Origin of the sequence: Streptomyces lateritius (assembly GCF_014649715.1) — a bacterium.
In the GTDB taxonomy this organism is placed as follows: Bacteria; Actinomycetota; Actinomycetes; order Streptomycetales; family Streptomycetaceae; genus Streptomyces; species Streptomyces lateritius.
In genome coordinates, this window is record NZ_BMTO01000024.1 from 23,543 (window position 1) to 37,188 (window position 13,646).

12 protein-coding genes and 1 pseudogene are annotated in these 13,646 nt (G+C 72.6%); 5 read left to right on the top strand and 8 right to left on the bottom strand.

Features of this window, described 5'->3' with window-relative positions; translation table 11 throughout:
- Positions 1-109: 109 nt before the first annotated feature.
- Positions 110-1,066 (bottom strand): helix-turn-helix transcriptional regulator, encoded by a 957-nt coding sequence (locus IE136_RS33445; protein WP_158988069.1) that lies wholly within the window; start codon positions 1,064-1,066, stop codon positions 110-112.
- 62 nt (positions 1,067-1,128) lie between these two features.
- Between IE136_RS33445 and IE136_RS33450 the strand changes: the two genes are divergently transcribed.
- The 4 genes and pseudogenes from IE136_RS33450 (at position 1,129) to IE136_RS33465 (ending at position 6,720) form a co-directional block, all read left to right on the top strand.
- The gene (locus IE136_RS33450) at positions 1,129-2,661 is read left to right on the top strand and encodes an MFS transporter (protein ID WP_158988068.1); all 1,533 of its coding nucleotides are present in this window, start codon (positions 1,129-1,131) and stop codon (positions 2,659-2,661) included.
- Positions 2,662-2,823: 162 nt separating this feature from the next.
- Positions 2,824-3,585: a DeoR/GlpR family DNA-binding transcription regulator gene (locus IE136_RS33455; RefSeq protein ID WP_189602368.1), complete on the top strand. Its 762-nt coding sequence runs from the start codon at positions 2,824-2,826 to the stop codon at positions 3,583-3,585.
- On the top strand, positions 3,582-4,535 hold the full coding sequence (gene pfkB / locus IE136_RS33460) for a 1-phosphofructokinase (RefSeq protein WP_158988066.1): 954 nt from the start codon (positions 3,582-3,584) through the stop codon (positions 4,533-4,535). Before IE136_RS33455 ends, pfkB begins: the two co-directional genes overlap by 4 nt.
- Positions 4,532-6,720: pseudogene (locus IE136_RS33465) on the top strand (PTS fructose transporter subunit IIABC). Before pfkB ends, IE136_RS33465 begins: the two are co-directional and overlap by 4 nt.
- 246 nt (positions 6,721-6,966) lie before the next feature.
- Here IE136_RS33465 and IE136_RS33470 read toward each other — a convergent pair.
- From IE136_RS33470 to IE136_RS33480, 3 genes are all read right to left on the bottom strand, one after another.
- Positions 6,967-7,812, bottom strand: coding sequence for a DUF6227 family protein (locus IE136_RS33470; protein ID WP_373309200.1), 846 nt, complete (start codon positions 7,810-7,812; stop codon positions 6,967-6,969).
- Between the two features lie 68 nt (positions 7,813-7,880).
- A complete protein-coding gene (locus tag IE136_RS33475; protein WP_158988062.1) occupies positions 7,881-8,990 on the bottom strand; it encodes a P1 family peptidase in 1,110 nt (369 codons plus the stop codon).
- A complete protein-coding gene (locus tag IE136_RS33480) occupies positions 8,987-10,192 on the bottom strand; it encodes a low temperature requirement protein A (protein ID WP_189602369.1) in 1,206 nt (401 codons plus the stop codon). The genes IE136_RS33475 and IE136_RS33480 overlap by 4 nt, the downstream gene beginning before the upstream one ends.
- Positions 10,193-10,737: 545 nt before the next feature.
- On the opposite strand from IE136_RS33480, the gene IE136_RS33485 reads away from it, so the two are divergent.
- Positions 10,738-10,956 carry a hypothetical protein gene (locus IE136_RS33485; RefSeq protein WP_158988060.1) on the top strand — a complete coding sequence of 73 codons (219 nt, stop codon included), beginning with the start codon at positions 10,738-10,740 and terminating at the stop codon, positions 10,954-10,956.
- A 19-nt stretch (positions 10,957-10,975) separates the two neighbouring features.
- Here the strand turns inward: IE136_RS33485 and mscL are convergent, their stop codons facing one another.
- The 4 genes from mscL to IE136_RS33505 all read right to left on the bottom strand — a co-directional run bounded on the left by mscL (position 10,976) and on the right by IE136_RS33505 (position 13,612).
- Positions 10,976-11,494, bottom strand: a complete 519-nt coding sequence (gene mscL / locus IE136_RS33490) for a large conductance mechanosensitive channel protein MscL (RefSeq protein ID WP_158988059.1) — start codon at positions 11,492-11,494, stop codon at positions 10,976-10,978.
- A gap of 111 nt (positions 11,495-11,605) precedes the next feature.
- Positions 11,606-12,259, bottom strand: a complete 654-nt coding sequence (locus tag IE136_RS33495) for a CpaB family protein (RefSeq protein ID WP_308432513.1) — start codon at positions 12,257-12,259, stop codon at positions 11,606-11,608.
- 81 nt (positions 12,260-12,340) lie between these two features.
- On the bottom strand, positions 12,341-13,207 hold the full coding sequence (locus IE136_RS33500; protein WP_189602370.1) for an S-methyl-5'-thioadenosine phosphorylase: 867 nt from the start codon (positions 13,205-13,207) through the stop codon (positions 12,341-12,343).
- Between the two features lie 84 nt (positions 13,208-13,291).
- Positions 13,292-13,612 (bottom strand): FmdB family zinc ribbon protein, encoded by a 321-nt coding sequence (locus IE136_RS33505; protein ID WP_189602371.1) that lies wholly within the window; start codon positions 13,610-13,612, stop codon positions 13,292-13,294.
- Positions 13,613-13,646 lie beyond the last annotated feature (34 nt).

The window sequence follows — 13,646 nt, forward strand, 5'->3', positions numbered from 1 at the left end:
AAGGCCGGGGGCCTGAGGCATGGTCATGAGGACGAGGTGCCAGGTCCGGGGCGTCCGGCCTCCCGGGCCCGGCGCCAGGCCGTCCGCGCCCAAAGCCTCAGGCCCCCGGTCACGCCGCCGCCGTCCGTAGGCGGGCCGACAGCTCCCGCACGTAGGTGATCAGCTGATCCGGCCCGTGGATCGTGAACGCGCAGTCCACCAGGGCCAGCCTGAGAGCCAGCCACTCGACGGAGTCCACAGCGCGGGCCCGGAGACGGCAGCTGTCCTCCGTGACCGGGGTCGGCGGCAGGTGGGAGGGCAGGCGCGCCGCCACGAACTCGGCGGGAGCCGCGAAGCTCACGTCCAGGTCCAGTTCCGGCTGGGCACGGGACATCGCGCGCGTCATGATGGCCGCCGCCCCGCCCGTCGGCAGCTCCCGCGCCGCGTACCGCGCCCCGGTCGCGAACGGATCCGAGACCCGGTCCACCCGGAACGTACGCCAGTCCGACCGCTCCAGGTCGTACGCCACGAGGTACCACCGCCGCCCCGTCGACACCAGCCGGTACGGCTCGACCAGCCGCTTCGACTCGGTACCGTCGCCCGCCCGGTAGCCGAACCGCACCTTCTCCTGCCCCGTCACCGCTCCCGCGAGCGCCGTCAGCGTCTGCGGCGCCACCGTCGCGCCGTCCCCGCGCGTCAGCGGGAGCGTCGCGTTCTGCAGGGTGGAGACCCGGTGCCGGAGCCGGGACGGCAGCACCTGCTCCAGCTTCGCCAGCGCCCGTACCGACGCCTCTTCCACGCCCTCGATCGCGTGGCCCGCGCCCGCCCGCAGGCCCACCGCGATCGCCACCGCCTCCTCGTCGTCGAGGAGCAGCGGCGGCATGGCCGCCCCGGCGACCAGGCGGTACCCGCCGACGGCGCCGCGCGAGGCCTCCACCGGATATCCCAGGTCCCGGAGCCGGTCGATGTCCCGGCGGATCGTGCGCGGCGAGACCGCGAGCCGTTCGGCCAGTTCGCTGCCCGGCCACTCGCGCGGCGTCTGGAGGAGCGAGAGCAGATTCAGAAGGCGTGCCGGAGTGTCCGTCATACGTCCCAGCATGCCGTTCATCTAGGACGCGACCTGACCTATACGGCTTCTAGATTCCTCATATGAGTTCACACGACGCCGTCACGGAGGCGGCCACCGACCGCAGACGCTGGATCGCACTCGCCATCGTCATGACCGCCGCCTTCATGGATCTGGTCGACGCCACGATCGTCAACATCGCGATCCCGAGCATCGAGCGCGACCTCGGCGCCTCCTTCGGTGCCATCCAGTGGATCACCGCCGGCTACGCCCTCGCGTTCGCCGCCGGCCTGATCACCGGTGGCCGCCTCGGTGACATCTACGGCCGCAAGCGGCTCTTCCTCTTCGGTACCGCGGGCTTCACCGTCGCCTCCGCGCTGTGCGGCTTCGCGGCCAACTCGGAGATGCTGGTCGCCTCCCGCCTGCTCCAGGGCGCGGCCGCGGCGATGATGGTGCCGCAGGTCCTCTCGATCATCCACGTCACCTTCCCCGCGCACGAACGCGGCAAGGTCTTCGGCATGTTCGGCGCGATCATCGGTCTGGGCGCGGTCTCCGGCCCGCTGCTCGGCGCCCTGCTCACGCAGTGGAACATCGCGGGCCTGGAGTGGCGGCCGATCTTCCTGATCAACCTGCCGGTCGGCATCGCGGGTCTGCTCCTGGGCCGGAAGTTCATCACCGAGTCCAAGGCTCCGAAGGCGCTCCGCCTCGACCTGGTCGGCGTGCTGCTGGTGACGCTGGCGCTGCTGATGCTCATCTACCCGCTGACCCGGGGCCGCGAGCTGGACTGGCCGCTCTGGGGCCACCTCTGCATGGCCGGCAGCCTCGCCGTCTTCGGCGCCCTCGTCGCGTACGAGAAGTACAAGACGAGGAAGGACGGCTCCCCGCTGGTCGAGCTGTCGCTGTTCCGGGTGAAGAGCTTCGCCGCGGGCATCGCGGTGCAGCTGACCTTCGGCGTCGTGATGGGCATCTTCTTCCTGGTCTGGACGCTGTACATGCAGATCGGGCTCGGCTGGAGCCCGCTGAAGGCGGGTCTGACGGGGGTGCCGTTCTCGATCGCCGTCTCGGCGGCGGCCGGCCTGTCGGTGCAGAGCCTGGTCCCGCGCTTCGGCCGGAAGGTGCTGCAGGCGGGCGCGCTGACGATGGCCGCCGGCGTGCTGCTCTACATCTGGGAGGCCGGACGGTACGGCACGGCCATCCACTCCTGGCAGATGATCCTGCCCCTGGTCGTCATGGGCCTGGGCATGGGGCTGATCGTCGCCCCGCTGACGGACGCGGTCCTCTCCGACGTACCGCGCGAGCACGCCGGTTCCGCCTCGGGCCTCATCAACACGACCGGGCAGATGGGCAACGCGCTCGGGCTCGGCCTCGTCTCGGTCGTCTTCTACGGAGTGATCGACGAGGAGCGTCTCGCGGGGGCACCAGGCGAGGTGGGGGCGGCGTTCACGGACGCGTTCCAGAACGCGCTGGGGTGGGCGGTCGCCGTGCTCGCCGGGATCTTCCTGGTGATGTTCGCGCTGCCGGCGAAGCCGAAACAGCACGTGGAAGGCGCGGACGCGGAGGCGGACGATCCTGCTGGTGAGCCGATGCCGCATCAGGAGCCCGCTCTCACCCACTGAGCGCGACGGCGGCATCGCCTGACGACGGCGACAGGGCCCGGCCCCGGGATCACACCCGGGGGCGGGCCCTTCTCCGTGCCCGGGTCTGTTTACTTTCCGGACATGTGAACGTAGCCTGCTGCTGAAACCACAGGTTCGGGCATGGAACGGATGTAAAACCACATGTACGCACCCGAGCGACAGCAAGAGATTCTGCGGCTCGCCCGCGAGAGCGGACGTGTGGACGTCCTCTCCCTCGCCGAGGAGTTCCAGGTCACCGCCGAGACCGTCCGGCGCGACCTCAAGGCCCTCGACCGGGCCGGGCTCGTACGCCGGGTGCACGGCGGTGCGATACCGGCCGGGCGGCTCGACTTCGAGCCCGACCTCGCCGAACGCGAGTCCACCGCCGCCGACGAGAAGGACCGGATCGTCCAGGCCGCCCTCGGCGAACTCCCCGACGAGGGAAGCGTCCTCCTCGACGCCGGGACCACCGTCTCCCGCCTCGCCGCCGGTTTCCCCCTCGAATGCGGGCTGACCGTCGTCACCCACGCCCTGCCCGTCGCCGCGCGTCTCGCCGACCACCCCGGCATCGACCTCCACCTCGTCGGCGGCCGCGTCCGCCATCGCACCCGCGCCGCCGTCGACGCGTGGGCGCTGCGCGCGTACGGAGAGATCCGCGCCGACGTCGCCTTCCTCGGTGCCAACGGCTTCTCGCCCGAACACGGGCTCACCACCCCCGACCTCGCCGAGGCCGCCGTCAAACGGGCCGTGATCGCCGCCGCCCGCCGGGTCGTGCTGCTCGCCGACTCGGCCAAGCACGGCGAGGAGCACTTCGCCCGCTTCGGCGACCTCACCGACGTCGACCTGCTCATCACCGACAGCGGGCTCAGCCCCGAGGACGCCGCGGCGATCGAGGCCGCGGGAACGGAAGTCGTACGCACATGATCCTCACCGTCACCCCGAACCCGTCGCTGGACCGGACGTACGAGGTCCCGGCCCTGGAGCGTGGCGAGGTGCTGCGTGCCACCGCCGAGCGCATGGACCCCGGCGGCAAGGGTGTCAACGTCTCGCGCGCCGTCGCGGCCGCCGGACACCGCACCGTCGCCGTCGTCCCGCTCGGCGGCGCGCCCGGCGCGCTCGTCGCCCAACTCCTCGCCGGCCAGGGCATCGAGGTCGCCCCGGTGCCGGTCGCCGGACACACCCGCTCCAACATCGCGCTCGCGGAGCCGGACGGAACGCTGACGAAGGTCAACGCGCCGGGTCCGGAGCTGACCTGGGAGGAGTCGGAGACGATCCTGACCACGGTGGGCGCGTACTCGCCCGCGGCGGACTGGATCGCCTGCTGCGGCAGCCTGCCGCGGGGGCTGGCGCCCGAGTGGTACGCCGAGCTGGTCACCCGCGCCCACGGAGCGGGCGCCCGGATCGCCCTCGACACCTCGGGGCCCTCCCTCCTCGCGGCCCTCGCGGCCCGCCCGGACGTCGTCAAGCCGAACGCGGAGGAGCTGGCGGAGGCCGTCGGCCGCCCGCTGGCCACGATCGGCGACGCGGTCAAGGCGGCGGAGGAGCTGCGGGAGCAGGGCGCGGGCGCCGTCCTGGCCAGCCTGGGCGCGGACGGCCAGCTGCTGGTCTCGGCCGCCGGCACCTGGTACGGCACGGCGGCCGTGGACCTCGTCCGCTCCGACGTGGGCGCCGGTGACGCGTCCCTGGCCGGCTTCCTCGCGGCGGGCGGCGAAGGCCCCGACGCGCTGGCGGCGGCGGTCGCGCACGGCGCGGCGGCGGTCGGCCTGCCGGGCAGCGAGATGCCGAGCCCGGCGCACCTGAACCCGTCGGCGGTCACGGTGACCGCGGACGTTCCCCTCGACCGATCACTCAGCGAGCAAGGGAGCCCGCGATGAGCAAGACGATCACCGCGGACCTGGTCGACCTCGACCTGTCCGCCGGCACGAAGGAAGCGGCGGCCCGCTCGCTCGCGGAGCGCATGGTCGCGCTCGGCCGGGTGACCGACCTCGACGGCTTCCTCGCGGACGTCGCCGCCCGCGAGGCCCAGATGCCGACCGGCCTGGACGGCGGCATCGGCATCCCGCACTGCCGCAGCCCCCATGTCGTCGCCCGACCCTCGCCTTCGGCCGCGCCCCCCAGGGCATCGACTTCGGCGCCCAGGACGGTCCGGCGGACCTGATCTTCCTGATCGCGGCACCCTCGGGATCCGACGACGCCCACCTGACGATCCTCTCCTCCCTGGCCCGCCGCCTGATGAACGAGGACTTCACAACGGCCCTGCGATCGGCGGCCTCGGCGAGCGAGGCGGCGTCCCTCATCTCGGGCGAGGAACCCCCTGCGGGAGCGGTGCCCGCGTCGAAGGTCCCGTCTCCGCCGGAGGCTGCGCCCGCCCCGGGCGAAACGGTCGAGCTCGGTGCCGAAGTCCCGCCCACACCGGTCGGCGCCACCGGCCCTGCCGGGCCGTCCGCTGAGGCTTCGCCGGAAGCGGCGCCCGTGGTCGGCGGCTCCACCGCGACGGCGGGAGACGGCACCGGTCCGTCCGCCTCGGCTTCGCCGGCCGGGGGCGCCGGGGGAACTCCCGGTGACGGCGACCGGCCGGGGTTCCGGGTCGTGGCCGTCACCTCCTGTCCGACCGGGATCGCCCACACCTACATGGCCGCCGAAGCCCTCGAGAAGGCCGGGCGGGCCGTCGGGGTCGAGGTCGTCGTCGAGACGCAGGGGTCCGCCGGGTTCGCGCGGCTCGACCCCGCGGTCGTCGCCGCCGCCGACGGCGTGATCTTCGCGCACGACGTTCCCGTACGGGAGAAGGAACGCTTCGCCGGGAAGCCGACCGTCGACGTCGGCGTCAAGGCCGGGATCAACCGGCCCGCCGCCCTCATCGACGAGGTCCGCGCCAAGGCCGAGCGCGGCGAGATCACCCAGCCCGCCAGGGCCGGGACTCCGGTCGAGAACGCCGGCGAGGCCGGTGAGGGCTACGGCACCAAGCTGCGCAAGTGGCTGATGTCCGGCGTCAGTTACATGGTCCCGTTCGTCGCCGCCGGTGGTCTCCTCATCGCCCTCGGCTTCGCCATCGGCGGCTACGACATCGACAAGGCGCCCTCCGTCGCCGAGCACTTCGTGTGGGGCCAGGCCGACAGCTGGGCCGCGCTGCTCTTCCAGATCGGCGGGCTCGCGTTCAGTTTCCTCGTCCCCGTCCTCGCCGGGTACATCGCCTACGGCATGGCCGACCGGCCCGGTCTCGTCCCCGGATTCGTCGGCGGCGCCATCGCGCTCACCGTCAACGCCGGTTTCCTCGGTGGTCTCGCCGCCGGCCTCATCGCGGGCGGCACCGTCCTCGCCATCCAGAAGGTGAAGGTGCCCGCGGCCCTGCGGGGCATCATGCCGGTGGTGGTGATCCCGCTGCTCGCGTCGATCGTCGTCGGCTTCCTGATGTTCCTGGTGGTCGGCAAGCCGATCGCGAGCCTTCAGCAGGCGATGACCGACTGGCTGTCCGGCCTGTCCGGCGCCAACGCGGTCATCCTGGGCGTGATCCTGGGCCTGATGATGTGCTTCGACCTCGGCGGCCCGGTCAACAAGGTCGCGTACGCCTTCGCGGTGGGCGGTCTCGCCAACCCCAACGAGGGTTCGCTCAAGGTCATGGCCGCCGTGATGGCCGCCGGCATGGTGCCGCCGCTCGCGATGGCGCTGGCCACGGCCGTCCGCGGCAGGCTCTTCACCCGGACCGAGCGGGAGAACGGCAAGGCCGCCTGGGTGCTCGGGGCCTCGTTCATCAGCGAGGGCGCGATCCCGTTCGCCGCCGCGGACCCGCTGCGGGTCATCCCGGCGGCGATGGCGGGCGGCGCGGTCACCGGCGCCCTGTCGATGCTCTTCGAGTGCACCCTGCGGGCCCCGCACGGCGGTGTCTTCGTCATCCCGCTGATCGGCAACCCGCTGCTCTACCTGCTGGCCATCCTCGCGGGAACGGTCGTCAGCGCGGGCCTGGTGATCCTGCTCAAGGGGGCGCGCAAGCCGGCCCCCGGGGCCGGGAACGGGGAGCCGGAAGCGGCCGAGGCCGAGGCGAGGGTGGCTGTGGCGGCCTGACCTCACCGAAGAGGGGCGGTGCCGTCACGAGCGCACCGCCCCTCAGCGGAATCAGGGCACTTCCTCGCCTTCACGGCGTGGTTCAGCTTGCCGGCGCTCCTCTGCCGGCCCAGGAACCTGCTGACGCTGCCGGTCGCCGAGGTGGCGTCCGGCCCCGTCAGCTGGAACCACACGCCGATGTCGGCGTCGTCGGGGTCGACAGACACGGCGCACGCGCCCTCAGCGGCCCCGGGGAGGCGCCGCCGTTCACCTGACCCGGGCGCGGTGTTCCATCGCCTCACGCGCCGCGTCCTCGTTCTCGTACACCTCACACATGTGCCGGCCGTCCGGCGTGGCGGTGTGCTCCACCTCCCACAGGCTCAGCTCACCACCGTCGAGCAGCAGGAACGCGTGTTCGTAGAGCGTGAATCCGGCGTCCCGGCCGCCGCTCTCCACCACGCACGGGCGCCCGAACGCCTGTGTGATGTGGTGGGCGAACGCCACCCGCAGCCGCCGCGCCGTCTCCTCGCCGGGCCGGTCCGCGTTCTCCGCGCGCCGCAGCACGCGGCGCGCGTGGTCCGCCGAGTCGTCCGGCACGTACATCCGGGGCTGCGTCGGTATCGGACGGGAGAGCAGGGCGCTCAGCAGCTCCAGGTCCGCGTCCTCGCCGAAGTCCGGTCCAGACACGGGCTCGGCGCCCCAGCCCGGGTCATGGCCGGCCGGCAGGCGGGACGCGGCGAGCCGGGCCTCCGCCTCCTCGGTGTACACCTCGTGCTGGCGCCCGCCGTCCCGGCCGGAATTGTGCACCAGCTCCCACAGGCTGAGCGCGGTGCCGTCGGCGAGCAGGTAGGTGTGGCGGTGGGTGGTGCGGTGCAGGGTCGCGCTGTGGTGCGAGGAGTGCAGAGCGCTGGAGTGGGCGAGTGCCGTCTCCAGGCGCTCCACCGTGCTGTCGGGCAGGTCGAAGGAGTTGAGCGCCCGGCCGAGGAGCCGCTCAACGTGCGTCTCGGTCGTCTCGTACGGATCGTGAGGATCCTGCGGATCGTTCAAGAGGGTCTCCAGGCCGTCGCCGCATGTCACTTGGTGCTTGCTTAACGTAGTCCCTGGGTCCGACATCGTGTCCGGGGTTCGGCAAAACGAAGTGGGTGCACGGGAAGTTCCCGCCCTTCGGGCACCGCGTCGGCTCAACTTCCCTCAGGCTTACGGGAGTCGGCGCCGCGATCGGGTCCGTACAGCTCCCGGTACGAGGGGAAGTGCCCGGCCGGGCCCGTGACGCCCTCCGCGGTCTCCAGGACCGCGCGCACGATCGCCCGGGTCACCGTGTCCGCGCCCGCCGCCAGGATGTCGTTCAGGGCGAGCGGGCCCGCCTCCGCCGGCAGCTCCCTTTCCCCGGTGGCGAGGGCGAAGACGGTGTCCCCGTCGTTGAGGAGGTGCACCGGGCGGACGGCGCGCGCGATGCCGTCGTGCGCCGTGCCCGCGAACTTCTGCGCCTGCGCCCGGGTGAGCACGGCGTCCGTGGCGACGACCGCGAGCGTGGTGTTCAGGGGAGGGGCGGGGGACGTGGCCACGGCCTCGGCGAGGCGCCGCCGCGCCGCCTCGTGGACGGCCGGCTCCGGATAATCCGGGCGCCCCTGGAAGTACCGCCCGTACAGCACGCCCGTCTCCGGATCGACCGCCGAGCCGACCGCGTTGGCCACGACCAGGGCGCCGACCGTGACGCCCGACGCCAGGACCGTGCTCGCCGTACCGACCCCGCCCTTGAGCCCGCCGACCACGGCGCCGGTCCCCGCGCCGACCGCGCCCGTCTCCACGCGCGCGTGGAGCTCCGTCGCCGCCGCGGCCTCCACCGCCGCCCGGCCGGTGCCCGCGTCCGGGCGGGCCGCGAAGTCACCGCCCCTGCCGAGGTCGAAGACGCAGGCGGCCGGGACGACGGGGACCACGTGCGAGGGGTCGGGCCCCACGCGCACCCCGCGGCCGCGCTCCTCCAGCCAGGCCATGACGCCGGCCGCCGAGTCCAGTCCGTACGCGCTGCCGCCGGTCAGGACCACGGCCTCGATCCGCTGGACGACGTTGCGCGGGTCGAGCGCGTCGGTCTCCCGGGTGCCGGGGCCTCCGCCGCGTACGTCCACGGCCGCCACGGCCCCGCCCGGCGGGGCGAGGACGACGGTGGTGCCGCTGAGGGCCCCGGGCCCCGCCACGCGCGCGTGCCCGACCCGCAGACCGCTCACATCCGTGAGCCCGTCGCGCGGTCCGTCGTACGGTTCCTCAGGGCGCCGCCCCTCATGCTGTGTCATGGCCCTTGCGTACCACGGCCGTCGGCGCGGTGCCCCGGGTTCCGGGTCGCGGGGTTGCGGGCGGTCAGGGTCACGCCGACCGCCACCGTCGCCGCGGCGACGACACCCGCCGCGAGGACCGCCCAGCGCCCGGCGAACGAGCACATGAGGATGGCCAGCGACGAGAGGGGCAGCACGAGTTGCTGCGCCGTCCCGACCTTGAAGTAGCGGGCGTGCAGCGCCCAGACGCACAGGAGGAAGAGCGCGGCCGGGATCGTCACCGCCGAGGAGGCGGCGAGCGTCGAGATGTGGGCCTTGCCGACGGCCTGCTCGACGGCGATCTCGATCCCGGCGCCGATCGCCGCGGCGGATGCGAGGATCAGATAGTGGCCGTACCCCCACAGGAAGGCCTGCCGGTTCGAGACGAGCCGGTCGTGGGCGGGGACGACGAAGTAGATCCACCAGGCGGCGAAGACGATCAGCAGACCGCCGGCCGCGATGGGGAGCAGCTCGCCGAGCGCGTCGTTCTCACTGATCCCGGACTTCACGGCGACGGTGGCCGCCGCGATCGTCTCGCCGAGCACGATGATCGTGAACAGGCCGTAGCGCTCGGCGATGTGGTGCGGGTGCCACTGCGTGGTCGCGTCCTTCTCCGCGTACACCGGTACGGCCATCTCGACGATCGCCATGACGAGGAAGACCCAGGGACGGGCGGACTCGTGCGGGAGGAGCAGCGCCGTCCAGCCGACCTGGCAGAGCAGGACCCCGCCCGCGTACCGGCGGCACAGGGTGCGCTCGGCGGGGGAGGCGGCGTGGTGGGCGGCGCGCAGCCACTGGGTGGCGAGGGCGCACCGCATGACGACGTAGCCGAGCCAGACGACCAGGAAGTCGTGGTCCTCGAAGCCGCGCGAAACACCGGCGGCGAGGATGAGGACGCCGGCGATCTGGACCAGGGTGACGACACGGTAGAGGACGTCGTCGTTGTCGTAGGCGGAGGCGAACCAGGTGAAGTTCATCCAGGCCCACCAGATCGCGAAGAACACCATCGCGTAGTTGACGATGCCTTCGGCGGTGTGGGCCTCGGCGACGGCGTGCACGAGTTCGGCGCCGGCCTGGGCGACGGCGACGACGAAACAGAGGTCGAAGAAGAGCTCGAGCGGGGTCGCGGCGCGATGCGCCTCGTCGCGTGAGCGTGCGGTGAGCGGCAGGAACGGTCGGGTCATGCGTCCCAGCACATCAGAGCCGCGGGCCCCCGGAGTCATCGGCGCACCCGTGCCGCCGCCCTCGCTGCCCACCTGCGCCTGCCCCGTCCTCGCTGTGCGCCGTCGCCGGCCCCCGCCGCCGCCTGAACGCCACCCGAGGACTCCCTCACTCAGGCGCTCCGCGAAACAGGATGAAAAGCGCCGTACCCCCTACCGCGACCGGGTGACCGAGCCACTGCGGGCCCCGGGGCCGTCGTCCAGAGCCCCCTGCGGCCGTTCGCACCGACGGGGCGCCCTCGCGGGGGCCCTCGTCTCCGGGGTCGGCGTCCTGGCGGCCTGACCACCCGGCCTGACCACACGGCGCGTCGTCGGCCAGTTGTGGGGGCTGACGATCGTGGTCGACGAGTGGATGTCCGGCGACACCGCCACAGCTTGGTGGGGAGCGTCGGCTTCCCGGTCCTGTCGTTCCTCGTCGTACCCGGACTGTGGCCGCTCGACCCGATGGACCGCTGAACCCGCGAAGGATCAGGGGGCGCGGCGAGAGACGCCCGGCGTACCCTGAATACATGAGCACCGCCCCCGCCCACGGCCCGCGAGATGCGAAGCAGTCCAGCCGTGATCCACATCCCGCATCCACCCCCCGGCCGGCACTGATCTTCGACGATCCGCTGGACCAGCAGTCCGCGGACGACACGGACCGCGGGTGGGGCGAGCGGCCTCCGGGCGGCGACAGCGCCGCCGATCTCGCGCGCTTCCTGGATGAGAAGCCGCCGCACCACCTCTGACGCCGGCGCGAGCCGTCGGCTAGGGGGTGGAGTGCGTCCCCGTACCCGTAGCCGCCCCTGTCCCGGCTCCCGTACCGGCGCCCGAGGCCGGGCCGCGCTGGGCGACGAGGTGGTCGCGGATCTCCTTGAGCACCTCCAGTTCGCTGACCTCCATGGTCTCCTTGACGCCTTCCCGCGCCTTCTCCGCTTCCGCCCGCCTGGCCAGGTACTTCGCCATCGGCAGGACCATGAGGAAGTAGACGACGGCTGCCGTGATCAGGAAGCTCAGAGTGGCGCTGAGGACCAGGCCCCACTCGATCTGGATGCCCTGCACCTCGCCGTTCACGATCTCGCAGGTGCCCTTCAGGCAGGACTTGTAGCCCTCCAGGTCCTTGGTTCCGAAGGCACCGACCACCGGGCTGATGACACCCTTGACCAAGGCGTTGACGATGTTGGTGAACGCGGCTCCGATCACGACCGCGACCGCCAGGTCGATCACATTGCCGCGCATGAGGAAGGCTTTGAAGCCCGCCATCACGCTTTCCTTCTTCGGGGTCACCCGGCTGCCTTTCGTCGCGTGTGCGGTTGGTGGAGTCATTACGCCGTGAACGGCGCAGAGGCGTCCAATCCGCACACACGGGGCAGTGACCAGGCAGGCACTCCGTGCGAATCAGTACAGCGTCACCGCCAGTTGGGACGTGACACCCGCACCGGCCAGAGCCGTCGCCGCCGTCCGTGGAACGGAGAGGACGACCAGCGCCCCACCGTCCGGACGAGTCTCGCCCACCGGCGGAATCTCGGCCACTCGGGCCCCCGTGGCGACCACGCGCGCCGTACCGCCCCCGCCCATCGATGAGTTGGGTGCGGCGATCACGTCGACCCGGTCGCCGGGCCGCAACAGCCGTACCGTCGCCGCGTCCGCGATCCGTACCGGTGCCGACACGAGGCGCACCGGGGCGGCTCGGCGCTGTTCCTTCACCACCGGGTGCGGCGGCGGGTCCGGGGAGACCTCGCCCGACCCACCGGCCACCGCGAGAGCGGCCGCGGCCATCGTGAGGATCGCGGCCGGCGCCCGCCGCCTGCGTGCGAGCGCCCGGCGCAGGCGCTGCCGCCCGCCCCGTACCCGTAACGGCTCGAACCGCGGTACGGCGCACCCCTCGGGAAGCAAGGCGGGGGAGTGGGTGGGATGGGTGGAGTGGGGGGTCATGGAGGGGGAGTGGGTGGAGTGGGAGTGCGTGGGGAGGGAGTGGGAGGGCGTCATCGCGAACACCGCCTGTCCGGAGCCGAGTGCCGTGCCCCGGACCGTCCGGGGAACCGCTTCCACCTTCCCGGCTCCGCGCCCGTCCCGCTCGCGCCTGTGGATGAGTCGCCGCCTGTGGACAACTCCCTCACCCCTCAGGGGGATTTACGGAAGCTCGATCCCCAGGTCCCAGCCGTCGTGCGCATGCGTGCACAGGCAGTCGCGGTCGGCCGTCTCCGGCAGCGCTCCCACCGCGTCGAACAGCACCTCCCGCAGCCGTCCGACGTTCTCGCCGAACACCCTCAGCACCTCGGTGTGCGACACGCCCTCGCCCGTCTCCGCGCCCGCGTCCAGATCCGTGACCAGGGCGAGCGAGGTGTAGCAGAGCCCCAGCTCCCGGGCGAGGACCGCCTCCGGGTGTCCGGTCATCCCGACCACCGACCAGCCCGCGGCCGCGTGCCACCGCGACTCCGCCCGGGTCGAGAACCTCGGCCCCTCGACGACGACCATCGTGCCGCCGTCGACCGCGTCCCAGCCCCGTCCGCGCGCCGCCTTCAGGGCCACGCGCCGCCCGTCCGGGCAGTAGGGGTCGGCGAAGGTGGTGTGCACGACGTTCGGGACCGCCCCACCCCAGGAGTCAGGCAGCGGCTCCCCGTCGAAGTACGTCTGCGCGCGGGTCTTCGTACGGTCGACCAGCTGGTCCGGTACGAGCAGGGTCCCGGGTCCGTACTCCTCCCGCAGGCCGCCCACCGCGCACGGCCCGAGCACCTGCCGCACGCCCACCGAGCGCAGCGCCCACAGGTTGGCGCGGTAGTTGATCCGGTGCGGCGGCAGCGTATGGCCGCGGCCGTGCCGGGGCAGGAACGCGACCCGCCGTCCCGCGACCTCGCCCAGGAAGAGGTCGTCGCTCGGGCTGCCGTACGGGGTGTCCACGGACACCTCCGTCACGTCCTCCAGGAAGGAGTAGAAGCCCGAGCCGCCGATCACGCCGATGTCCGCGAAAGCGTGGTTTGCCTTGCTCGCCTTGGTCACCGTGACGATCACACTAACGGCCGAGGTGAACGCCGGAAGCCCTACCGCGACGGCGGTAGGGCTTCCGTGAAAACCTGGGTCGGGTCAGGCGGCCGAGCTGGAGCTCGTCGAAGCCGACGTCGTGGACGCGGACGAACTCGACGAAGCGGCCGGCTTCGCGTCCGAGGAGGACGACGAAGAGGCGGTCGCCGACTTGGACGTCGAGGCGGGCGAGCTGCTGGACGAGGAGCCGCGGCTGTCGTTCCGGTAGAAGCCGGAACCCTTGAAGACGATGCCGACCGCCGAGAACACCTTCTTCAGGCGTCCCTTGCAGGCCGGGCACTCGGTCAGCGCGTCATCGGTGAACTTCTGCACCGCCTCGAGGCCCTCGCCGCACTCGGTGCACTGGTACTGGTAGGTCGGCACTTGTCTTCCTCCTGGCACTCACACTCATCGAGTG

Bases quoted from the DNA above. Each gene is read 5' to 3' on its own strand.
- IE136_RS33455 (WP_189602368.1), top strand. From the start codon at position 2,824: ATGTACGCACCCGAGCGACAGCAAGAGATTCTGCGGCTCGCCCGCGAG.
- IE136_RS33475 (WP_158988062.1), bottom strand. From the start codon at position 8,990: ATGACACAGCATGAGGGGCGGCGCCCTGAGGAACCGTACGACGGACCG.
- IE136_RS33450 (WP_158988068.1), top strand. From the start codon at position 1,129: ATGAGTTCACACGACGCCGTCACGGAGGCGGCCACCGACCGCAGACGC.
- IE136_RS33485 (WP_158988060.1), top strand. From the start codon at position 10,738: ATGAGCACCGCCCCCGCCCACGGCCCGCGAGATGCGAAGCAGTCCAGC.
- IE136_RS33445 (WP_158988069.1), bottom strand. From the start codon at position 1,066: ATGACGGACACTCCGGCACGCCTTCTGAATCTGCTCTCGCTCCTCCAG.
- pfkB (WP_158988066.1), top strand. From the start codon at position 3,582: ATGATCCTCACCGTCACCCCGAACCCGTCGCTGGACCGGACGTACGAG.
- IE136_RS33480 (WP_189602369.1), bottom strand. From the start codon at position 10,192: ATGACCCGACCGTTCCTGCCGCTCACCGCACGCTCACGCGACGAGGCG.
- IE136_RS33470 (WP_373309200.1), bottom strand. From the start codon at position 7,812: ATGTCGGACCCAGGGACTACGTTAAGCAAGCACCAAGTGACATGCGGC.